The following is a 20,224-nucleotide window of genomic DNA, read 5'->3' on the forward strand; positions in this document are numbered from 1 at the left end:
CCGTTCCACTGATTGACGCCCTACGGGATGATCAATGTCAGTATTCATGCGAGCAGCCCTCCCGAAGCGGATGCGAAGGCCGTCCGCAGAATCGGGAGGGACGGCGCGATGATGCGCTGGCGCGCGGCCGAGGAGGTCTTTGGGGGTGCATCGTACTGAGATATCCATCGAATGGACGTGGGATTGAAATCTTCTGGTGGCGATGACGCGAAGGCAGGTTCGGTAGGCAGAGCCAACCACCGGGTTGACCAAGTTTTTCTCTTCGCCGCTAGGAAGAAGGAAAGAAGAAAAACTTAATCCATGCAAAGCCCAGCGAGTACCAAAGCGTTTGCGAAAAGTAGCTGCGAGGGCGCGCCGAAGAACCCTGGCCTATGCCCTGGCGGCGGCGAATTTCCTGGCGGAGACATGCAAAGAAAAACGGCCCCAGGAACAAGGTGATGGTGAGAAATCTTGCGGGAGAAATAAATAGTCCCCGCACCAGAAAAAGCGTCAAGCCGGCAGCCAGGCAACCTCCGATGAACCACTGCAGATTTGCGGTGAGGATGCGGTCCGGAGCGTTGTGCCGCGCATATCGGCGTGGCCCGCGTTGTGGGGGATTGAAGCGCGTGCACGTGACTTCCAGAAACGGCCGCAGAAAAGCAAGGATGCGTTTTTCCATAGGGTAGGGTGGCAGATCAGGGAGATTGCTATCTGGATTTTTCTGACGGCGGTATTGCTCAGCCAGGAGCGTGAGCAATCCAGGTCGACATCAGGGGGCGACCCACCGCGCCGTCTCATAGAACAGCGCCGCTGCCCCTGCGATCGCAAGGTAGGGGCCGAAGGCGATGGTCTGGTCGCTGGTATCGTCCTCGATGTCGTCGTAGACATGGCTGAGCGTGACGCCGTAGCCCGCACGGGGCCGCTCAATGGCATCGACATAGGCCTTGACCTTGGCCTTGGCTTCGGCTTTAGCCCTGGTATGGGCGCGTTCGGCCATGAAGGTCTTCCATACGCCGCCCATCGCTGCGCCGAGCGAGGCCAGAATGAGCATGGGCAGCAGTCCCGACCAGCCCAACCAGGCGCCGAGGGCGGCCAGCAGCTTGAAGTCGCCGTAGCCCATGCCGTCCTTGCCGGTGTAAATGCGGTATAGCCAGTACACGCTCCACAGCACCATATAGCCGGTGACAGCGCCCCAGACGGCGTCATACAGGGGAACGAAGACAGCGGCGGAGTTCAGCAACAGGCCCAGCCAGAGCAGCGGCAGGGTGATGCAGTCAGGCAGGAGCCTGTGATCGATGTCGATGAAGATGAGTGCCGTCAGTGTCCACAGCAGCAGCAATGCGCCCGCCAGTTGCAGTGTCGGGCCGAAGTGCCAGGCGCTGACGGCCGAGAGTATGCCGCTGCCCAGTTCGATCAGTGGATAGCGCATCGGGATAGGCGTCCCGCAGCCGGCGCAGCGGCCGCCCAGGAGCAGGTAGCTCAGGACGGGAATGTTTTCTCTGGGGCGTACCGGGCGTTTGCAGGTGGGGCAATGTGATCCCGGCGAGGCCAGCGTCAGCCGCGCCTTGGGCTTTTGCTCGGCCTGGTGTGTCTGCCGTGCCTGCGCGATCCTGCGATAAGTAGTTTCGTAGGGATGGTCCTCAGCATAGGCCGCTTCGATGATCAGCGGCAGCCGATAGATCACCACGTTGAGAAAACTGCCGACGCAGAGCCCGCCCGCCGCTGCCATGGCGATGAGGAAATGGTGATCGGCGAGCAGCGCCCGGGCCGATTCGATGTCGAACATAGGGTATTCCTTGAAAGGAGGGAAAAGAAATGCCCCCGGCGCGTCACTGCTACATGGCATCCCTGAGCAGGTGGCGCAGGCGGCCGATGACCTGGGTGGCGTAGCGGGCGCGCTTGTCGGGGCTGACGGCGTTGTACGCGCCCAGGGCCTCCCAGCTCACGCCCAGGCGCTGGAAATTGGAGGCGAGTATCCACGCACCCACATGGATGTTGGTGCAGGCGTCGAGCAGGTCGCTTTCGTTGATGTGGTAACGGGCCAGAAAGCCCAGCCAGCTGGAATTGATCTGCATGATGCCGATATCGCGCGTACCGTTGCGATTGCGATGCAGGGCTCTGGGGTTCATGCCCGACTCCTGTTGGGCGATGGCTTTCAGGATCAGCGGGGACACGCCGTAGCGTGTCCCCGCCTGTTCGAAGCACAGATCGGCCGCCTGCACACCGGGGCCGCACAAGGCGGCCGCCAGCGTGGCGACCCGCACCAGATGTTTGCTGATCCGATGCATTCAGCGTCCTTCTTCCGGCGCAGGAGGGCGCGCCTTGACCACCAGCGCGGCACTGAGGAAGAACACCGGCGCCCCCAGTACCATCGACAGCATGATGGCGCCGGGGTAGCTCAGTACCTTGAAGTGGCCCAGTCCAAAGGCCAGCAACAAGGTCGCTGCGGCGAGCAGCTGTAGTGCGCCCGACCGCCGTCGGCGGCGGCGGGCGACCGGGACGGTCGGGATTGCCGGGGCGCTACTGCGGCGCGCGCGCCGCAGCCGGAAGAACAGGCAGCCCAGCAGGAACGGTCCGCCATAGGCCAGCATCAGGAACAGCGGGATCAAGATCATGTCGACAGCGCGCATTGCTTATTCCGTCGTCAGGTAGGTATGGCGTTTCTTCTTGAACATGACGAGCTGGTAGTAATGCACGGTGCCGTTGTCGCTGCCGTACTCGTTATAGAAGGAGAACTGCAGGTAATACGGCGTGAACCGTATGGATCGCCGGTTGGGGCCGGCATCGGTACCCCAGGGCAGGTCATCTTCGGTATAGCAATTGGTGCAGGCGGAGGTGGGCCTCCTGAACACGGGCGTGGTCCATTCATCAGGGTTCATGGGCGTCTTGTAGGCGAAGTTGAACTCAGCAAAGCTGTAGTTGTCGTTCGGGTAGCGGCCACCGGCCGCTGCTGACTTGACGTACAGGCCGTTGTCGTCGCCCAACATGGAGGTGCTGTTGTTCCAGCTCTTGATGACGACACCGTTCTTCCAGTGGTTCAGGGTGATCGGTCCTATGATCGTCTGGCCCCACCACCACGAACCCAGCACGTTGCGGTGCCAGTCCTTCCAGCCGAAATCGACGGCCAGATATTCGTTGGTGTCGATGGAGTCTTCCTTGAAGGTCTTGAACGGAACCTGCCACTGCGCGCCGCCGCTGGTATTCAACGTACACATCAGTACACCCGATTGGGGGCTGTCGCTGTTGCGTGCCATGGCATTGATCTGGTCAAGCTCGCAGTTGGCGCCTTCGCGGGCCGTCTCCATCTTCGGACGGGCGTAGATGCTGGGCGACCAGGTCAGGCCGCCGCCGCCCGAGGCCTGGCAGACCAGCAGATTGGCCACGCCTTGCGCAGTGATTTCGGCGGCCATCATGCCGGCTGCGCTGCAGGCCTGGCCCGATACCTGGGTGCCCAGGGTGGCCGGTTGCCAGGTGCCAGCCTTGCAGATCGCCATCAGGCCGTTGGGCAGGTAGGCTGCGGCACCTTCCGGGCTGCAGCTGTCACCGGCGTTGACCTGGAGCAGGCCATAGACATTGTTGGTGGCCGGCTGCCAGCTGCCGGAGGCACACATCATCAGGCGGCCGCTGTTGTCCTGCGCCAGGGCAAGATTCTGCGCGCAGCTTCCTCCCTGGGCGACAAAGCCGCCGTTGGCCAGGAAGCGGGAGCCGCTACCCGACAACTGGGCACCGTTCTCGACGTTGATGTTGGACGTGCGCATACCACCGCTGGCGTTGAGCTCGCCGGACACCGCCAGCGATTTCTCCATCGTCACCGGTCCCAGGAAGGAGGCGGGTCCACGCACCACCAGCGACTGCAGATCGGTGGCGCCCTTGACCACCAGATCGCCCAATGCGCTCAGCGTGTCCTTGACCTCCAGTGTGCCGTTGATGTGGACGGCGCCATGGGTGGTCAGGGTCTGGGTGGTCAAGGTGTCGGTGGCGACGTTCTTGGCCTTCAGTTCATTGAGGTTGGTGATGGAATGGTTGGCGAAATCCCAGTCCGCCGTCGGTTTGAGCGAGCCGTCGCGGCGGAACAGTTCCAGCGCGGCGGCAGCCTCGTAGCCATTGCGCCAGGCCATGATGCCGTGCATGCCCCGGGTGCCGATGTCCTTGACGGTCTCCTGCACCGGATTGGGAACGGTCCAGGCGCCGCCATAGGCTTTCAGGTCGAAATTGGGATTGATGCTGCTCGTGGTGGTGTCGCGATCCGGCACGCCCGAGGTCGCACCGGCGCCGTTGGACATGCGCAGCAGCGCCGACATGTCGGCATGCACCAGCGCATAAGGTTGCACGTTGAAGACCAGCGAATCGAGATTGACGTCGCTGCCTGCGGGCGTGCGCCTGACGATGATGCCGTAGACGTTGTCATGCTTGTCAGTGGCGCCGCCGGTGCCGCTGGCGGTGACCACCTTGGCGTGGATCGGCAGCAGCGGCGCCGGGGGAATCTGCGGGTCCACCAGACCGAGCGCCTGCAGGTCGGCCAGTGTGGGCTGCAGGATGTTGCCGACCTCGTGGATCTTGCTGGCGCCGGCAGCATCGATGAAGGGCGCGCTGAAACGGCATGCCTTGTCGGGGCTGGCGGGCACAGGATAGCTCGCCGTAGCGCAGCTGTCCGGGTAGGTGCGACGGTCGATGAGGCGCGGATAGTACAGCGTCATGTAGGCGCCCACGCCATTGTTGAGGCGCGCATAGATCGCGTTCTGCGCCTCCAGTACGGCGGCCTGGCGCTGCTGCAAGGCCCAGTCGGTGCCGACGGCACCCACGCCGCCCAGCAGGGCCGTGGTCACCAGCGCATGGCCAAGGGCGAAGCCGCGCTGGCGGCCCGGCCCGGGACTGCGCCGCGGATCGAGGGGGGGACTGCGCCGGGGTAAGCGTGACAGGCGCAGGGAGATGCGACGAAGCAGGGTAGTCATCAGTTCCTCTGGGAAGTTTGTTGAGTTTTCTTTTGCACGGCACTCTGCAACTGCTGCGTGGTGGCCATGAAGCCCAGCAGCATGGAGGCCAGCGCGAAGCCGCAGAGCAGGAGCATCACGCTGTTGAGACGGGCAGACGATTTTTCGATGGAGGTGGCGATGCGGTCGATGGAGCCGGTGCCGATCTTGACGAAGGCTTCCACCGGATCTCGGCGCTCGGAGGCATCCATGATGCGGTCTTCCAGATCCTGGTTGAGCACGCCGGTGCCAAAGGCGGCACCGAAGTTTTCGGCATTGGCCGAGCTGATGCCGCGCAGGATGCCGCGCACGTGCCAGCGCATCCACGGGGTGGAATAGCGCACCGCCTGCTCCAGCGAGGAGCGCAGCGAGATCCCCGAGCGCATCAGCGAGGCCAGCGACACGATCAGCATGGCACCGGCATAGTCGCGGTAGACGCTATAGGGCAGGCGCTTGTCGAACGGCCGGCGGCTGGCGCCGGACCAGTGGGCCAGCGAATACAGGAAGGCCAGGAACAGGGCGGCGTTGACCGCGATCATCAGCAGCCCGTATTGCCGCACGCTGTCGGCGACGAAGGCCAGCGCCTTGCCCGAGGCCGGCCAGTCGTTGACCGGCATGATCGATTCCAGCACCGGAATGGCGTAGAACGAAAATCCCATCAGGATGGCGTAGAACAGCGAGATCAGGAACAGCGGATACATCACCGCGCCCTTGATGGCAGCGGTCATGCGTTCGGTCTTTTCCACGGTCCCCGCCAGAAAGCGCAGACCCTCGGCCACGCTGAAATCGCCAGCGGTCTGGGCGGCATCGAGCATCATCAGTTCCGAGGCGGGAGCGACCCCCTCCAAGGCCGTAGCCAGTGAGCCGTTGATGGAATTCTTGAGGATATGGCGATAGAGCAGGGCCATGCCACGGTCGCGCTTGCGGGCGCGCTTCTCATATTTCTTGAAGGTGGAGAACAGCGGCACCCGGTCTTCCAACGACATCGCCAGGTCGAAATAGAACTCGGCCCGGCGTGCGCGGAGCTGGCGCTTGGCGATGCTCAGTTGCAGGCGTTCAAATAGATTCATTGGTTTCCCTTCTGTACGATCTGGCGGAAGCCTTTGGGATGACCAAAGGTACTCTTGAAGTAATAGGGGTCGACCTGACCCCGGGCGACGCCGTAGAGGGCGTGGCCCCAGGCGGCCTTGCCCTGCATGTCCGCTTCCCCGAAGCCGGCTACGCGGGTGGCGTAGTAGTGGTCGCGTGCATCCAGGTCGCGCCCGGCCAGCAGCAGGCGCAACAGGTCGTTGTCGGGTGTAATCACCTCGGCGGCCACGCACACGCCGCTGGTGCCGGCGTGGGCCAGTGCGCTGTAGTCCACGCCGGGGATGCGGCAGTGGGGGCAGCCGGCGTCGCTGGCGCACATGATCTGGTCGACGTCGAGGCCGAAGAAGGTCTCGTAGGCAGCCAGTTCCTCGGCGGGCAGGCGCTCCCGGGCGGGCATCTTGCAGTGCGGGCAGTTCCTCGGCAGCAGCGCCTGATAGACCAGGATGGAGAGGAATTCCGGATTGCAGACCGCATGCCGGTCCAGCCCCACCATCCTGGACGTCAGGCGCGAGACGATGCCCAGCGCCGACGTGGCATGCACGGTGGTGAAGATCTTGTGGCCGGTTTCGATGGCGGCCTGGGCGATTTCACCGGAGAGCGGATCGCGCACCTCGCCGAACATGCCGATGTCTGGGTCGAGCCGCAGGAAGGCGCGCATGGCGTTGAGGAAGGGGTTTTCCACGCCGATTGCATTGGTCCGTTGCACCGAGAGATGGGTCACCCCCGGCACGATGTATTCCACCGGATCTTCGATGGAAATGATCTTGCGCTCGCCACCCGTGGTCATCAGCGAGAGCATGGAATTGAGCGTGGTGGTCTTGCCCGACCCTGTCACGCCGGCCACGAACACGCCGCCCCAGGCCGACTGCATGGCCATGTCCAGCTGTTCCACCTGACTGGGCAGGTAGCCCAGTTCGGGCAGGGTCTTGACCTTGCCGGAGGAGCTGGCGCTGGAATGCAGGATCCGCAGCACCACATCGAAACCGCCCACCGACGGGTGGCTCTGGTAGCGCAGTGTGAAAGCCCTTTCCTTGTTGCGGATCGGGATCATGGCCTGCTGCGGCAGGCGGGCGTTGAAGGCCGCGTCCGAGCGTGACAATTCCTCGGCCAGCACGGTAAAGGCCGCGCTGACGGCATCGATGACGATCTGCGCCGGATAGCTGCCGATGCGCCGCATCACGCCCCCCACGCGGGCATTGAGCACGGCATGCTCGCCGCGTACTTCGAGATGGGCGTCGCTGGCGCCGATCTCGATGGTGCGCCCGACCATGTCGGCGAAGTGGTTCAGGGGCTTGGATTCGGCGATGATCAGGTCGATTCCCGACACCGCCTTGGTGGCGCTTTCCTCGTGCGTGGCGGCGACGTGATATTCCAGGATTTCAAAGACGATAGGCTCGGCCGTGAAGAACATGCGCGGCATCTTGTCCTCGCGCTTGAGCCGGTCGAGGATATGGAACCACTCCGCCGAGAGGTTCACGCCGCGGGTGGCGACCACGGCAATGAGACCCGTCTCGGTGTTGAGCACGGCGATGCGCTCGCGGTTGAAGGCGCGGTTCTTTTCAGCCGGCCACATTTCCAGCACGCTGCGGTACTGCGGCAGCTCTTCGGCGCGCCGGAGATGGGCCATCTCCAGGCCGCTGGACTGGGCTTTGTCGGGGAGCGTGTTGGTGCTGCTCATGCTGATCATCAACGCGAGGCCGGTCTCGTATTGACCATGTTGATGCGCTCGCCCGGAACCTGGGGCTTGCCGCCGAATTCCAGCGCCGCCGCGCGGCCGGCGACCGCGCCCGGCAATTGGCCGGCCAGATGGCGGGCCTGGGCATCCGGCGGGACCAGCGAGCGCGAATCGTCGCTGCCCTTGGGCACCGACAGGAACAGGCAGGTCTCATGCTGCTGGCAGGCCTGCACCGTCGTGCCACGGCGGGCACCGCCGGACTTGCCGGCCTCCGGCGGGCTCTTGGTCAGCAGCACGCCTTCTTCCATCAGGGCGATGTATTTCCACGGTCCCATCTTGCGCAGCGGCCCCGGCACTTGCACCACCCGTGACTGGCCGTTGACGTCGAGTTCGGCCTTGTAGTGGCGGTCGATGCCGTACAGGGCCAGCAGAACCGGATTTTTCTCGACCACGGGGGCGGCATTCGGATCCTTGGCGGGATTTTTGCTGCCCGGGTTGAGGCGGGCGGCGAGTTCGCGTTCGCCGGCCTGTTTGGCGAGCTTGATCATGTCGCCCATGGTGGCGCCCTGGCCGAGGTGGTTGGCGCTCGCATCGGCCTGCGCCGGCGCGTCCTCGCCGTGGGCGGCTTGCGCCGCGCCCAGCAGCGAGGCTGTCAACGCCAGCATCAGCGGCAGTTTAGAAGTCTTTACCTTTTGCATAATATTTTCCTGAGAGCTTGTAGTGGGTCTTTTCCAGGGAGGCAGCGGCCTTGTCGGTATCGAATTCGACGGTGAAGGTATCGAGGGCCACGTAGTCTTCCAGCACGATGTCTTCCAGGGTCCACAGCGGCCCCTCGATGGTCCAGGCGGCGTTGACCACCGGGCGCACCAGCTGCTTGACATCACCTTGTCCGGCGAACAGCTGCGCCGGCTCCACCTTGACCTTGATGTCCATCATCGAGAGGTCTTGCAGGGTGCTGAAGAACTTCGACGACACGTCGCTGCGCAGCGGCAGGGCGGTGCGTATCAGTTTCGGTCCTGCCGGCCTGACCGCCGGGGCAGCCGATGGTGCGGCTGAGGATGCAGCGGGGGCGGTGGAGGTCGGGCCGGTCGCCGCCGCTTCGAGACGATGCTGGGTCACCAGCCTGGCGCTGGTGAGGTCCTCGGGCTTGAAGACGTCGAATTGCGGCTGACCCATCGCCGAGGGCGGCAGCGCACTGCCGAACTCGGCGAAGTTGCCGTAGCTGCGGATCCAGGAGGCGTTGCACAGGGCCGGCGTACATTCCACCTTGCTCAGCCGCCAGCCATTGATCTGCAGCGGGATCTGCTTGAGGCCACCGATCATGCGTCGCAGGCTGTCCTGGCCGGTACCGGTGACGGCGGCCAGATCGCCGTCGACCTTGCGTTCGTAGACGATGTTGGGATCGTTGGCGATGCGGGCCTGTTCTTCGGCGAGCTTCCTGTCCTGGGCCAGTTTGTAGGTGACCGCGCCGAATCCGGCCACCACCGCCACCACCGATACGGCCAGTACCGCGAGTATCTGCCGGAAGTCTGGGATCCTCTTCAGACGGACCTTGGCACTGACTTCATCGAGCACCAGATCCCAGTCGATCTCTTCCACATTGCCCAGCAGATCGAGCGCGCCTACCCGGCGTACCGAGCCGGTATCGGTCAGCTGCAGGAAGGTGTTGATGCGCTCGGTCACCGCCGCCGGGCTGCCGATGACGTCAAAACCCGGCACCGGCTGGCCGTCGCGCAAGACCACCAGGCAGCTGCGCTGGGCATCGACATGGAAGGCGAAGATTTCCTCGCCGCCGTGCGAATAGTTCTGGCTCAGCAGCAGCGCCAGCGAGGCCACTGCGCCGCGGCCCTTGCCGCGACTGCCAGCGGTGGACGAGAAGAAACCGATCTGCGTGCCATCGGAGGTGATGCAATAGCTCTGCTCGCCTTCGATGCGGGCCGCGCTGAAGAGCTTGTTGCGTTCGCCCTTGTTCAGCGGCACCCAGCGCAGACCGGCCACCAGGGTCACCTTGCCCTTCTGGAAGATACGACTTTGATCCTCCATCGGCCTGCTGCTGCGGCCCGGCTTGTTGTTGTGTAGATTGTTAGACATCGCTCAGCCGTGGGGTAATCAGAATCACGAAGGATTGGCGGACATTGGACGCGGTCTTGCTGGCCTCCAGGCCATCGACGCTGCCGCTGTTGCTGGAATTGGCCTGGGCCTGGTCGTAGCCGAGCATGACCAGGGTCTCGCCCGTGGGCACCACCATGCGCTGGCCCACGGTGAAGGCACTCACGTTGGGCAGCTGGATGGTCTGTCCGGCCGAACTGAACGAGGGCAGGCCCTTGAGGCTGGAAATGTTGATGAAGGTCTGCAGCAGCACCTGATTGGAATCGAGCACCACCGGCAGGAAGGCCAGCGACATGCCGGTACTGATCTGTCCCGGTGTCAGGCTGGGCCCGGTGGTGGAGACACTACCCACCTGGCCGCCGGTGACCACCGCCGCCTGGGTCTGCTTCAGATAGGCCTGCTGGTTGACCACCATCAGCGGGACCGAAACCCGGTTGGAGGTCACCGCCACCCCTGAATAGGTGGTCGAGACCCGGCCGAAGGTCTTGAGCAGCTTGATCAGCGCGGTGTTGCCACTGCCGTTGCGGTAGCCGATGGTGAAGGGGCTGCCGGACTGGCTGGGCAAGAGCGCCGAAGGGCTGGAGCTGACGAAGTTGTTGCGCACCACGTTCCAGTCGATGCCAGCCGAGAATTCGTCGTTCAACTGCACCGACAGCACCTGGATTTCCAGACTGACCTGGCGCAAGAGTCCCTTGTTGACATGCTCGATATAGGTTTCCACCACCTTCATCGGCTCGGCGGCATCGGTGACGGTGATCACGCCGGATTTGGGATCGACCGAGAACTTGCCGCCGCCCGACACCAGCGAGCCCAGGGTCTTTTCGATGCCGCCCCAGAAGTCGGATTCGAAGTCCATGGTGGCCGAACTGCCGCCGCCCGCACCACCGCCGCCACCACCGCCGCCACTGCTGTCGGTGGAGGCCGACAGGGTCGCGGTGTACTTGAAGGGAGAACTCAAGGTCTTGATCGTGAAGGTGCGGGTGCTGACGCGATAGAAGAGAATGCGGTCATCCTCGTATTTCCATTGCAGGCCGGCGCGCACGGCGACGTAATCCAGCAGGCCGGCAAACGATCCGGCGTAATTGAGTTCGTAGGTGTTGCCATAGGCCTGATTGCTGAAGCTGAGGTCGCTCAGGCCTTTTTCGCCGAAGGCGCTCTTCTCGCTGGCGCCACCTTGTGCTGTCGCGCCCGCAGCCGGTGCTGCGGCAGCCGCCTGGCCACCGTTGGCGCCGACGGTGAAGCGCGAGGCCGGCATCAGGGCATCGGGAGTGAGCAGCATGGGGACGCCGGTTTCGCTGGCGATGCGCTCGACGATGGTGGCCATGGAGTAGCGTCCCGGGAAGCGGAAGGCCACCTGGCGCATGGCATCCGGTAGCGCGGCCTCGCGCGAGAGCGGCATGGAACGGGTGGCGATGACCAGGCGCGAATCCTTGACCGCATAGGCCGGGCGCGGCTGGGCCGAGGTCAGCTCGGCGCGCGAGCTGGCGGTTTGGTTGAAGACCTTGTCCAGCGTCTGGTCGGCCTGCTGCCAGGTGCTGCACGCCGAGCACAGCATGCTGGTGGCCACCAGCAGGGGAAGGGAATGCGGATAACGGCGGCCACGCGGCGCACTTGGTGCGTCCGGCTGGCGGGACTGGTGCAGAGGGGGGATGGGTTGTTCGATATTCATAGGTAACCTTGATGGGCCTCAACGGGCCTTGCCTTCCAGATAGCGGCTGATTCGGATAATGCGCAGCTCGCTGTTGATGCGTGCCTGCACCGGATAGTCGGTGGTGGCCAGCGACTCCACCACTGCGCTGACCACCTGCTCGATGCGACCCGACAGCTGCAGCTCGGTCTCGACGGGGAAGTCGCGAGGGACGTCCCACAGCAGCTGCTAGCCGGCCTCGCCGCTCCAGCGTTGCAACAGCCGGCGCACCGAGACATCGGTGCGTCGCACCTGCCATTGCTGCACGCCGGGATCGGGTTGCTGGCCCAGTGCGGACAGTCCGATCTCGTCGGACAGCTCGGGCGCGAGCGGCTCTGCCTTGGGTATCCAGGCCGAGGCCCTCTGACTGACCGGTGGCGGCGCCGCGATGTCCGGTTCCGGCTCAGCCGCCTGCTGGGCGTGCGCGGGGAGGCAGGTCGCCAGCAGGACGAGCGGAGGCAACCATTGGCGAGGGTGGCTGGAGCGAAGGCCAGCAGGTATCAGATAGGTCGTGAGTTTTTTCATAGTTGGACGCTCTCCTTAGAGAGCATGGTTGTTGCCTGTGAGGAAGAGGTTGAAGTAAGGCTGGTTGGTTTCACACAGACTGGTCAACGCAGCGGGATTGATCGGTGCATAGGGATTGGTCTTGAGCAGATGGACGGTGGGAAGGACTGTGCTCAACGCACCGTCGGGATCCAGTGCAACCGAGCCCAGCGCCGGCGTAGTCAGATCCGCACCGGGAGTGGCCGCGCCGGCCATGCCATGCCGCATCCCGGCACCGTTCAAGGTCGACTCCAGGCTCTGCACGATGTCCTGGCACAGGCGCATGGGCAGGCCGGATGCCTGCAATACCCAGTCGGTACTTCGACCGGGGAACAACGGCCCCACGAACATCCGTCCGCCCCAGGTGTTGGTGATCACGGTCGCGCCGCCGGCTCCGATGCCGACATACTGGCGGGCCACGGCGGCGCCGTTGGCCAATGCCCTGTTGTCGATCGGCGCGGTGCCGTTGTCGTTGACGAAGAAATTCTGCACGGCCAGCATCGTCTGCTGCAGAAAATAGGACGACGAGGCCACCTGGGTCCGGTCCAGTTGCTGGCGCAGCACCGCCATCGAGGACACCACCAGGATGGCGGCGATGGCCATCGAGACGGCCAGCTCCACCAGCGTGAAACCATGCTGGCGCCGCGGTTGCAAAGGGGCGTGGCCGGATCGGCCGCGGCTGTGGCTTGTGCCGGCCTGCCGGAGAAGGGGAAAGAGGTTCATGGTAGTTTGGATTTCAGTAGCAGCACGCCCAGGGTGTTGCCCGCCTCACTGCACGCCGCCACGAGCGCGGCGGGCGCCAGATCCTCCGTCAGGTTCTTGGCGATGCGCGGAGCAGGGCCGCTCAAGCCGGTGGCGATGTTGATCGCAGGGATGTTGATATCGACGGCGATATTGGCGGTCCAGTTGTTGGGTGCGTCCATTCCATTGGGAAAGACCACGAGGCCGTCGGCCATCGGTGCGGCCTGGTACAACAGGTCGATGCAGTGCGCCGCCGGGATGGCGTTGAGATACAAGCCCCAGGCCAGCGGCGCGTCGCCCCTGGCCGGTGCTACGCCGACGGCGCCGCCGAATGGATGGGTGACGGTCACGTCATCGGTGGCGCGCTCGGTGATGGTGAACTGGTTGAATGCGCCGAAGGACACCGCCTGCCGCAAGGACAGACCGGCATAGCTGGGTAGCTGGGCATAGGTCTCGTTGATGCGCTTGATGGCGTCGGCATTCTGCGCGGAGAGTTCGTTGAGTCTTTGCTGATGGAGCAGCGTGGTGGTGCCGGCGATGCTGCCCAGCACGATCATGCCGGCCAGGGCCACGACCACGGAAAGTTCCACCAGCGTATAGCCGGATTGATGGGTTTTCATGGGGATCTGCGATCGCCCTGGCAGGGCATCCCGCCAGGGCAAGATCGGTGCCGAGTGGAGATTACTTCCAGTTGACCATGGCGATGGTCACGGTGTCGCTATTGGTGCCGCATGCATTGCTGCCGGCCATTCCCTCCACGTCTAGCGCGCCGTTGCGCTCAGTACCTTTCACCCGGATACCTGCAGGCGGAACAGCACGAGTCGCATCGAACATGCCGATCGTGAGGCCCTCTGCCTGAGCTTCGCCAAATGCAGGGGTGCCAACGACACCAGTTTCCGGTGCAACGATCAAGCCGAGTACACCGGAAGCGGCAGCGGAGGTCACCACATCCGCGCAGGCAGCACGGGGAATGCCGGCGTACATCACCGCATACGCTGCGCCATCGTCGGCGCTGCGAAAACTGGTTGCCCTTCGGGCCAGCGTCCGATAGCCAAATCGATGGGTGGCCACTCGGGCGTTGGCAGGGCCGGTGATATCGAACGCCCCGTCGAAGGCGCCAAAGCCGATGGCAATCTGGGTGTCCAGCGTGCCGAAGTTGGTAGCACGCGCGTACATCTTGTCGATCTGGGTCAGCGTACGCGGGATGCTGCTGACCAGGTCATTGGTCCGCGTTTGCCGCAGTACCACCTGCACCAGCGCAATGGCTGCAACCAGCAGCACGCCGGCGATGGCGACGGCCACCGACAGTTCGACAATGGTGAAGCCGCTTTGCGCAGCCGGCCGGCGGCGCGCCTTGCGTACCGGGCGGGGGGGATAGAGCATGGTTATCTTCCTTGAAAAAAAGGTGGTGCCGGTTGAAAGAGGGGGGAAGCGGCACTCACCGTTAAATGGATGAATCGGTAGCGAAGATCGATGCGCTCGGGCATGGGCGGTCCCGTCGTCCTGCCCCGGCCCTGGTGGGGAGCCAGGGGGGAGGGAGGCCGTGCGCGCAAGCGCCTTGCTTTTTTAGCGTAGTCGCGGGCTTGCTTCTGGATTGGCGATTTACTTCATCACGGGCTCATCTCCTTTCTCGTGGGTCGAAACGCTTGGTCTGGACGGGCAAGACGAAGCGGCGGGAATGGGTCAGGACGCGCATGAAGCCGGGGAGGCGGCATTGCATGATGTCGTGCTTGACGGGAGAGAACAGACTTTGCACCGAGGCCAGCACATCGACATCGGTGCGGCTGGAGAGATGGCCGACGAAGAAATTCTCGGTCTGCGTCAGCAGGGAATAACTGATCGAGGTCGGGGATTGGGTGCAATAGATGATGCCGATACCGAACTTGGCACCCTCCTTGGCAAAGCGTGCGTAGATGTCTGTGCTGTGCTTGCCGGCCGCCTCGACGGGGAAGATCATGTGCGCTTCTTCGAAATAGATCTGGACGAAGAACTTGCCCATGGCATTGGTAATGAATTTGCGCTCCTGCTGCACGAATATGGCCATGGAGATGACGCGCGAGAAATAGCGCATGATGCGTTCATTGGCCGAGCCCAGATCGATGATGACGGTCTTGCCTTCGTTCAAGGCGCGCAAGGTGGTATGCACGAAATCGGTAGCGTGCGGCGAGTGGAACTGCTGACATTCGCGCAGGAAGAAGGGGCCAACGCTATTGGTCTGGCACAGCAGTCGCTGTATCGTGCGATCTTCATCGTCGAACACTTCGCCGCGGTTGGTGCGCAGATTGGGGTCGTTCGGATACTTGAGCGCGAAGATCGAGATCACGCGGATTTCCTCGTTCATCTCGTCGAAGTCGGCGGGCAGCGGCGGGGCTACCTTGGATCGGATCGCCTGCCAGGCCGCCATGCGCAATCCCTGGCTGAAGCCTGCGTTGGCCACGCCACAATCGGTGATTTCGGTGCGGACATTTTCTCCCGCCTCGAAGCCTGCATCCTGCAGTAGTGTCCAGTACAGGCAGAGCTTGCGGAAGGCGATGATCCTGGCTTCCGAACTGCCCTGTCTGAGCGCCGCCATTTCCGGCAGGCGGATCATCAGGAAGTTGCGCACCTCGGGAGTCTCCAGAATCGCGGGCGCGAGCAGCTCGGAAAAGATGGCCAGTGCACGATCGGGGATGTCGAAGAAGTTATAGCGCAGGAATTCAGCCTTGCCGCGTGCGTGCGACGAGAGGTGGTAGACCACCACCCGCTCGGGATAGGCTGCGGCAATGGAGAAGTTGCCGTCCTGGGGATTGTTGTGGGCGTATTCACCATTGACGTCGAACACCAGCTGGCCGACATGGCGGGTCTTTGCGGTGGCCTCGAGCACACCCTGCATGAGCAGCTTGACCACGTTGGATTTGCCCAGGCGGGTCTTGCCGAACATGGCGGTACGCTTGCCGACGATTTCGTCGAGGTTCATCACCACCGACACTCGCTGCGGCTGGGGGCCGATATGTTCGCTCCAGCGCACGTGGCCCAGTTCGAAGCTGTGGCCAGGCAAGGCCAGTATGGTCTGCAGGAGGACTTCGGGCAGCGCGTGGCAGGCGCAGGCAGGCGCCAGCATCGGTGCGCCATAGGCCGGCAGCCCGGCGTAGTAGAACAGATCCGCAGTACGCTTATCGAAGCGGCAGTGGCCGATCACCCGGCCATGCAGCGCACAGGTGTCGAGCATGCCCTCGCGCTGCGTGGTGACGTGCAGGAAGCGAACCAGGAGGAACTCCTGGGCGTCGTCATTGTTCCAGTCCGGCGCGGTCACGGCGAGGAACTGCCCTGGCACGAGTCCGGCCTGGTACAGCCGTTCATAGGTGCAGATCGCTCTGAACTGCAGGCCTTCCTCATGCTCGACCAGCCCGAGGCTATCTTCTTGCGCAAAAAACATATCGGTAGCGATATCTATAAAAAAGTGTTGAGATGAATTTGCGCCGCGGGAAAAATCGCGGCAGCAAGCGTGGTATGCATTTCCCTACGCTGCTTCCATGGCATCGCATTGCCTACCCATGACTCCCCCTCGTCGTAGCGTTGAATTTGTTTATTCGAGGTCGCCAGCGTAGCGCCGGAAAAGTCAAAAGTGCTGACATTTGATGACTGCGTGACCGGGCTGTAAGCCGCTTGGGTACTGGGGTGTAGGGCGATCAGAAGAAATCTGCAAGCGAGCACAACCAGGCAGCTTGGTGTGGGCTTCCGACTGACGGATGCCATGCCGTCTTGTTGCTCTTTCGGCGGGATGGGGGCGATCGTCGGACGAGCCGGTAGGAAATCCGAGACGTAATCTGGTAGGTAATCCGGTAGGCAATCCGGTAGGTGATCAGGTATGCCGTGCGATCGGCAACCCTTAGGGCCGCAGCACCTTTGCACAAGAGGGCTAGCCACCACCTCACCCGGTGAGGTGGACGAAGCGCTGAAGGAGAGTGCGTTTTTTTAGCCGCGCCCGGTCTCGCGCGGCAATGGCGGGTGGGGCGGAGCGGGAGGCCACAAGTGAGACCGCTGGCATTCGCAGCGCGAGGGCGTCACCTGCTGGCTGATCTTGACGACGTGGCGGCAGCGCGCCTGAGCCGGCGTGCGCCAGTCGAGCCATGTTGCGGGAAGCCGCAGCCGCCGCCGGTGCAACCGTGCTGCGGGGACACTTTCCTCATTTCGGTCCGGGGCAGGGGGTGACCGGTGTTTAGCTGCTGGCCAGAGGTCGTATCAGGCCGACTTGTTCCAGTAATCCGGCTGGGCGTACGCATGCCGCAGGAAATCCACGAAAGCGCGGATGCGCAAGGGCAGATGGCGCCGCTGGGCGAAGACCGCGTAGATGGACGGGGCCGGAGCGGCGAATTTGTCCAGCACCGTGACCAGTTCTCCGGCCTCGATGGCAGCGCCGACTTCCCACATCGAACGCCAGGCCAGTCCGCGACCGGCCAGCGCCCAGTTGTGTAGCACCTCGCCGTCATTGCAGACCATGTTGCCTCCGACCTTGTAGACACTGACCTTGCCCGATTGCTTCAGGGTCCAGCCGCGCTGGCTGCCTTCGCTGCTCATGGCCAGGCAATTGTGGCGCACCAGTTCATCGGGAGTCTGCGGTGTGCCGTGGCGACGCAGGTAGGAAGGGGCGGCGACGATCACGCGGTGGTTGTCCGCCAGCTTCACGCTCACCAGGTTGGAGTCGGTCAGGGTGGCGATGCGGATGGCGACGTCTATTCCTTCACCGATGACGTCGGCAATGCGATCGTTCAGGTTCAGCGTGAGCGTGACGTCGCGGTGCTCGGCCAGGAAGGAGGGGACCAGTGGCGCCACGTGCTGGCGTCCGAATCCGGCCGGGGCCGAGATCAGCAATTGCCCGCTGGCGCGGGCGCTGCGTTCGGAGACGGCCGATTCGGCATCTTCCAGGTCGGCCAGGATGCGCTGGCAGTCCTCCAGGAAGGCGGCGCCCTCATTGGTGAGGACGATCTTGCGGGTGGTCCGCTGCAGCAGTTTCACGCCCAGGCGCTCTTCCAGCGCGTCCAGCCGGCGGCCTATCATGGCCGGGGCGATGCCCTCGGCGCGGGCGGCGGCCGAGAGGCTGCCACGGGTGGCGACCTCGGCAAAGGTCGAAATCTGCTTGAACTGGTCCATGCGGGTCCCTGGAAAGAGGCTGGGATCGGGGGCAAAGCCGCGCCGGGTGTGGCACAGGCCGCATCATCACTACCTGGTGATTATCTGCTCACTTATGACTAAAACGCAAAGATAAAGTGATAAAAGCTTCCACTCATAGGCATTTTGTTTAAATATACTGCGTACATAAAGTGCGTGATGCGATGCAAAAAGCGACCGCGCATCAGGCACAATCATGAAAACAAGATAAACAAGCTCACCTAGTCCATTTTTCTTTTTGAGGAGTCCAGCATGACGCAATTGAAGCTGCCCACCGGCATGGAAATCTCCGGCGAGATCAAGCCGGGTTACGAGAACGTCCTGACCTTTGACGCCCTGTCGCTGGTTGCCAAGCTCTCGCGCGCCTTCGAAGGCCGTCGCCAGGAACTGCTGGCCGCCCGCGCCGAGCGCGTCAAGCGCCTGGATGCCGGCGAGCGCCCCGACTTCCTGAAGGAAACCGAATCCATCCGTACCGGCGACTGGAAGATCGCGCCCATCCCCGAGGCGCTGAAGTGCCGTCGCGTGGAAATCACCGGTCCGGTGGAGCGCAAGATGGTCATCAACGCCTTCAACTCGGGCGCCGACAGCTACATGACCGACTTCGAGGATTCCAACTCGCCGGTCTGGGATAACCAGATCAGCGGCCAGATCAACCTGTACGACGCCATCCGTCGCACCATCTCGCTGGAATCCAACGGCAAGAGCTACAAGCTCAACGACAAGATCGCCACCCTGGTGGTACGTCCGCGTGGCTGGCACCTGGATGAAAAGCACGTCACCCTGGACGGCAAGCGCATCTCCGGCGGCATCTTCGACTTCGCCCTGTTCCTGTTCCACAACGCCAAGGAGCAGCTGGCCCGTGGCGCCGGCCCGTACTTCTACCTGCCCAAGATGGAGTCGCACCTGGAAGCGCGTCTGTGGAACGACATCTTCGTCATGGCGCAGAACGAGATCGGTCTGCCGCAAGGCACCATCAAGGCCACCGTGCTGATCGAAACCATCACCGCCGCCTTCGAGATGGAAGAAATCCTCTATGAACTGCGCGAGCACAGCGCCGGCCTGAATGCCGGTCGTTGGGACTACATCTTCTCCTGCATCAAGAAGTTCAAGAACGACAAGGACTTCTGCCTGGCCGACCGCGCCAAGGTCACCATGACGTCGCCCTTCATGCGCGCGTATGCACTGCTGCTGCTGAAGACCTGCCACAAGCGCGGCGCGCCGGCCATCGGCGGCATGAGCGCGCTGATTCCGATCAAGAACGACCCGGAAAAGAACGCCATCGCCATGCAGGGCATCATCAACGACAAGCGTCGTGACGCTACCGACGGCTACGACGGCGGCTGGGTTGCGCACCCGGGCCTGGTCGAGGCCTCGATGAAGGAATTCGTGGCGGTATTGGGCGACAAGCCCAACCAGTTCGAGAAGCAGCGTCCGGATGTGGACGTGAAGGCGGCCGACCTGCTGAACTTCCAGCCGGAGACCCCGATCACCGAAGCCGGCCTGCGCTACAACATCAACGTCGGCATCCACTATCTGGGTGCCTGGCTGGCCGGCAACGGTTGCGTGCCCATCCATAACCTGATGGAAGATGCGGCCACCGCCGAGATCAGCCGTGCCCAGGTGTGGCAGTGGATCCGCAGCGCCAAGGGCAATCTGGAAGATGGCCGCAAGGTCACGGCCGACATGGTGCGCGCAATGATCCCCGAAGAGCTGGCCAAGGTGAAGCAGGTCGCCGGTGACGGCCCGACCTATGACCGCGCCGCCAAGATCTTCGAAGAGATGTCCACCTCCGAGACCTTTGCCGAATTCCTGACGCTGCCGCTGTACGAAGAAATCTGATTCAGATCCGCTTCAGTCAGAATGAACATCCCCGCTACTCGCAAGAGGGCGGGGATTTTTCTTGGGCGGGCCTGCGCCGTGCAAAAGCGACAGACGAAAAAAATCCCCGACGAGTCGGGGATTTTTTCTAGCTTGAAAAGCTTAAGCAGCCGGAACGATGTTCGAAGCTTGCTTGCCCTTCGGGCCGGTGGTCACTTCGAAGGAAACGCGTTGGTTTTCCTTCAGCGACTTGAAGCCATTCGATTGAATAGCCGAGAAGTGAGCGAACAGATCTTCGCCGCCTTCGTCCGGGGTGATGAAGCCAAAACCTTTTGCATCGTTGAACCACTTGACGGTACCAGTTGCCATTACGGACTCCTAAATTTAATTGATTGGGGCTTGCGCCCGGCTCTTTATCGTTACTCGGGAGGAATGACAGCGAAGAACCGCACTACCAGCTCGAAT

20 protein-coding genes are annotated in these 20,224 nt (G+C 63.1%); 1 reads left to right on the forward strand and 19 read right to left on the reverse strand.

Features of this window, described 5'->3' with window-relative positions:
• Positions 1 to 268 precede the first annotated feature (268 nt).
• The 18 genes from VE092_RS22115 to VE092_RS22200 form a co-directional block, all read right to left on the reverse strand.
• Positions 269 to 658: a hypothetical protein gene (locus VE092_RS22115; RefSeq protein WP_324880060.1), complete on the reverse strand. Its 390-nt coding sequence runs from the start codon at positions 656 to 658 to the stop codon at positions 269 to 271.
• 90 nt (positions 659 to 748) lie between these two features.
• Positions 749 to 1,765 carry a prepilin peptidase gene (locus VE092_RS22120; protein ID WP_324880061.1) on the reverse strand — a complete coding sequence of 339 codons (1,017 nt, stop codon included), beginning with the start codon at positions 1,763 to 1,765 and terminating at the stop codon, positions 749 to 751.
• A 49-nt stretch (positions 1,766 to 1,814) separates the two neighbouring features.
• Complete coding sequence (locus tag VE092_RS22125) at positions 1,815 to 2,267, reverse strand: lytic transglycosylase domain-containing protein (RefSeq protein ID WP_324880062.1); 453 nt, start codon at positions 2,265 to 2,267, stop codon at positions 1,815 to 1,817.
• Positions 2,268 to 2,609, reverse strand: a complete 342-nt coding sequence (locus VE092_RS22130; RefSeq protein ID WP_324880063.1) for a hypothetical protein — start codon at positions 2,607 to 2,609, stop codon at positions 2,268 to 2,270. It abuts the gene before it with no gap.
• A 3-nt stretch (positions 2,610 to 2,612) separates the two neighbouring features.
• The gene (locus tag VE092_RS22135; protein ID WP_324880064.1) at positions 2,613 to 4,931 is read right to left on the reverse strand and encodes a polymer-forming cytoskeletal protein; all 2,319 of its coding nucleotides are present in this window, start codon (positions 4,929 to 4,931) and stop codon (positions 2,613 to 2,615) included.
• Entirely contained in the window at positions 4,931 to 6,019 is a 1,089-nt protein-coding gene (locus VE092_RS22140; RefSeq protein WP_324880065.1) for a hypothetical protein, read from the reverse strand. Before VE092_RS22140 ends, VE092_RS22135 begins: the two co-directional genes overlap by 1 nt.
• Positions 6,016 to 7,716: a GspE/PulE family protein gene (locus VE092_RS22145; RefSeq protein ID WP_324880066.1), complete on the reverse strand. Its 1,701-nt coding sequence runs from the start codon at positions 7,714 to 7,716 to the stop codon at positions 6,016 to 6,018. Before VE092_RS22145 ends, VE092_RS22140 begins: the two co-directional genes overlap by 4 nt.
• Positions 7,717 to 7,724: 8 nt before the next feature.
• Complete coding sequence (locus tag VE092_RS22150) at positions 7,725 to 8,411, reverse strand: hypothetical protein (protein ID WP_324880067.1); 687 nt, start codon at positions 8,409 to 8,411, stop codon at positions 7,725 to 7,727.
• Entirely contained in the window at positions 8,389 to 9,756 is a 1,368-nt protein-coding gene (pilO2, locus tag VE092_RS22155; protein WP_324880068.1) for a type 4b pilus protein PilO2, read from the reverse strand. Before pilO2 ends, VE092_RS22150 begins: the two co-directional genes overlap by 23 nt.
• A gap of 40 nt (positions 9,757 to 9,796) precedes the next feature.
• Positions 9,797 to 11,491 carry a secretin N-terminal domain-containing protein gene (locus tag VE092_RS22160; protein WP_324880069.1) on the reverse strand — a complete coding sequence of 565 codons (1,695 nt, stop codon included), beginning with the start codon at positions 11,489 to 11,491 and terminating at the stop codon, positions 9,797 to 9,799.
• Positions 11,492 to 11,509: 18 nt separating this feature from the next.
• Entirely contained in the window at positions 11,510 to 11,695 is a 186-nt protein-coding gene (locus VE092_RS22165; protein WP_324880140.1) for a TcpQ domain-containing protein, read from the reverse strand.
• A gap of 3 nt (positions 11,696 to 11,698) precedes the next feature.
• Positions 11,699 to 12,034: a hypothetical protein gene (locus tag VE092_RS22170; protein ID WP_324880070.1), complete on the reverse strand. Its 336-nt coding sequence runs from the start codon at positions 12,032 to 12,034 to the stop codon at positions 11,699 to 11,701.
• Between the two features lie 15 nt (positions 12,035 to 12,049).
• Complete coding sequence (locus VE092_RS22175; RefSeq protein ID WP_324880071.1) at positions 12,050 to 12,706, reverse strand: type II secretion system protein; 657 nt, start codon at positions 12,704 to 12,706, stop codon at positions 12,050 to 12,052.
• Positions 12,707 to 12,771: 65 nt separating this feature from the next.
• Entirely contained in the window at positions 12,772 to 13,413 is a 642-nt protein-coding gene (locus tag VE092_RS22180) for a prepilin-type N-terminal cleavage/methylation domain-containing protein (RefSeq protein WP_324880072.1), read from the reverse strand.
• Between the two features lie 61 nt (positions 13,414 to 13,474).
• Positions 13,475 to 14,176, reverse strand: coding sequence for a prepilin-type N-terminal cleavage/methylation domain-containing protein (locus tag VE092_RS22185; protein WP_324880073.1), 702 nt, complete (start codon positions 14,174 to 14,176; stop codon positions 13,475 to 13,477).
• A gap of 235 nt (positions 14,177 to 14,411) precedes the next feature.
• Complete coding sequence (locus tag VE092_RS22190) at positions 14,412 to 16,208, reverse strand: ATP-binding protein (RefSeq protein ID WP_324880074.1); 1,797 nt, start codon at positions 16,206 to 16,208, stop codon at positions 14,412 to 14,414.
• A gap of 14 nt (positions 16,209 to 16,222) precedes the next feature.
• Positions 16,223 to 16,528 (reverse strand): hypothetical protein, encoded by a 306-nt coding sequence (locus VE092_RS22195; RefSeq protein WP_324880075.1) that lies wholly within the window; start codon positions 16,526 to 16,528, stop codon positions 16,223 to 16,225.
• Between the two features lie 486 nt (positions 16,529 to 17,014).
• Positions 17,015 to 17,923 (reverse strand): LysR family transcriptional regulator, encoded by a 909-nt coding sequence (locus VE092_RS22200; RefSeq protein WP_324880076.1) that lies wholly within the window; start codon positions 17,921 to 17,923, stop codon positions 17,015 to 17,017.
• A gap of 270 nt (positions 17,924 to 18,193) precedes the next feature.
• Between VE092_RS22200 and aceB the strand changes: the two genes are divergently transcribed.
• On the forward strand, positions 18,194 to 19,780 hold the full coding sequence (aceB, locus tag VE092_RS22205) for a malate synthase A (protein WP_324880077.1): 1,587 nt from the start codon (positions 18,194 to 18,196) through the stop codon (positions 19,778 to 19,780).
• Positions 19,781 to 19,921: 141 nt separating this feature from the next.
• Here aceB and VE092_RS22210 read toward each other — a convergent pair whose 3' ends face one another.
• Positions 19,922 to 20,128 carry a cold-shock protein gene (locus tag VE092_RS22210; RefSeq protein WP_006464465.1) on the reverse strand — a complete coding sequence of 69 codons (207 nt, stop codon included), beginning with the start codon at positions 20,126 to 20,128 and terminating at the stop codon, positions 19,922 to 19,924.
• Positions 20,129 to 20,224 lie beyond the last annotated feature (96 nt).

Origin of the sequence: Herbaspirillum sp. (assembly GCF_035644555.1) — a bacterium.
In the GTDB taxonomy this organism is placed as follows: Bacteria; Pseudomonadota; Gammaproteobacteria; order Burkholderiales; family Burkholderiaceae_D; genus Herbaspirillum.

What these genes read in the sequence shown, in the direction of transcription:
- VE092_RS22115 (WP_324880060.1), bottom strand. Translation starts at nt 658, where the DNA reads ATGGAAAAACGCATCCTTGCTTTTCTGCGGCCGTTTCTGGAAGTCACG.
- VE092_RS22120 (WP_324880061.1), bottom strand. Translation starts at nt 1,765, where the DNA reads ATGTTCGACATCGAATCGGCCCGGGCGCTGCTCGCCGATCACCATTTC.
- VE092_RS22125 (WP_324880062.1), bottom strand. Translation starts at nt 2,267, where the DNA reads ATGCATCGGATCAGCAAACATCTGGTGCGGGTCGCCACGCTGGCGGCC.
- VE092_RS22130 (WP_324880063.1), bottom strand. Translation starts at nt 2,609, where the DNA reads ATGCGCGCTGTCGACATGATCTTGATCCCGCTGTTCCTGATGCTGGCC.
- VE092_RS22135 (WP_324880064.1), bottom strand. Translation starts at nt 4,931, where the DNA reads ATGACTACCCTGCTTCGTCGCATCTCCCTGCGCCTGTCACGCTTACCC.
- VE092_RS22140 (WP_324880065.1), bottom strand. Translation starts at nt 6,019, where the DNA reads ATGAATCTATTTGAACGCCTGCAACTGAGCATCGCCAAGCGCCAGCTC.
- VE092_RS22145 (WP_324880066.1), bottom strand. Translation starts at nt 7,716, where the DNA reads ATGAGCAGCACCAACACGCTCCCCGACAAAGCCCAGTCCAGCGGCCTG.
- VE092_RS22150 (WP_324880067.1), bottom strand. Translation starts at nt 8,411, where the DNA reads ATGCAAAAGGTAAAGACTTCTAAACTGCCGCTGATGCTGGCGTTGACA.
- pilO2 (WP_324880068.1), bottom strand. Translation starts at nt 9,756, where the DNA reads ATGGAGGATCAAAGTCGTATCTTCCAGAAGGGCAAGGTGACCCTGGTG.
- VE092_RS22160 (WP_324880069.1), bottom strand. Translation starts at nt 11,491, where the DNA reads ATGAATATCGAACAACCCATCCCCCCTCTGCACCAGTCCCGCCAGCCG.
- VE092_RS22170 (WP_324880070.1), bottom strand. Translation starts at nt 12,034, where the DNA reads ATGAAAAAACTCACGACCTATCTGATACCTGCTGGCCTTCGCTCCAGC.
- VE092_RS22180 (WP_324880072.1), bottom strand. Translation starts at nt 13,413, where the DNA reads ATGAAAACCCATCAATCCGGCTATACGCTGGTGGAACTTTCCGTGGTC.
- VE092_RS22185 (WP_324880073.1), bottom strand. Translation starts at nt 14,176, where the DNA reads ATGCTCTATCCCCCCCGCCCGGTACGCAAGGCGCGCCGCCGGCCGGCT.
- VE092_RS22190 (WP_324880074.1), bottom strand. Translation starts at nt 16,208, where the DNA reads ATGTTTTTTGCGCAAGAAGATAGCCTCGGGCTGGTCGAGCATGAGGAA.
- VE092_RS22195 (WP_324880075.1), bottom strand. Translation starts at nt 16,528, where the DNA reads ATGGCATCCGTCAGTCGGAAGCCCACACCAAGCTGCCTGGTTGTGCTC.
- VE092_RS22200 (WP_324880076.1), bottom strand. Translation starts at nt 17,923, where the DNA reads ATGGACCAGTTCAAGCAGATTTCGACCTTTGCCGAGGTCGCCACCCGT.
- aceB (WP_324880077.1), top strand. Translation starts at nt 18,194, where the DNA reads ATGACGCAATTGAAGCTGCCCACCGGCATGGAAATCTCCGGCGAGATC.
- VE092_RS22210 (WP_006464465.1), bottom strand. Translation starts at nt 20,128, where the DNA reads ATGGCAACTGGTACCGTCAAGTGGTTCAACGATGCAAAAGGTTTTGGC.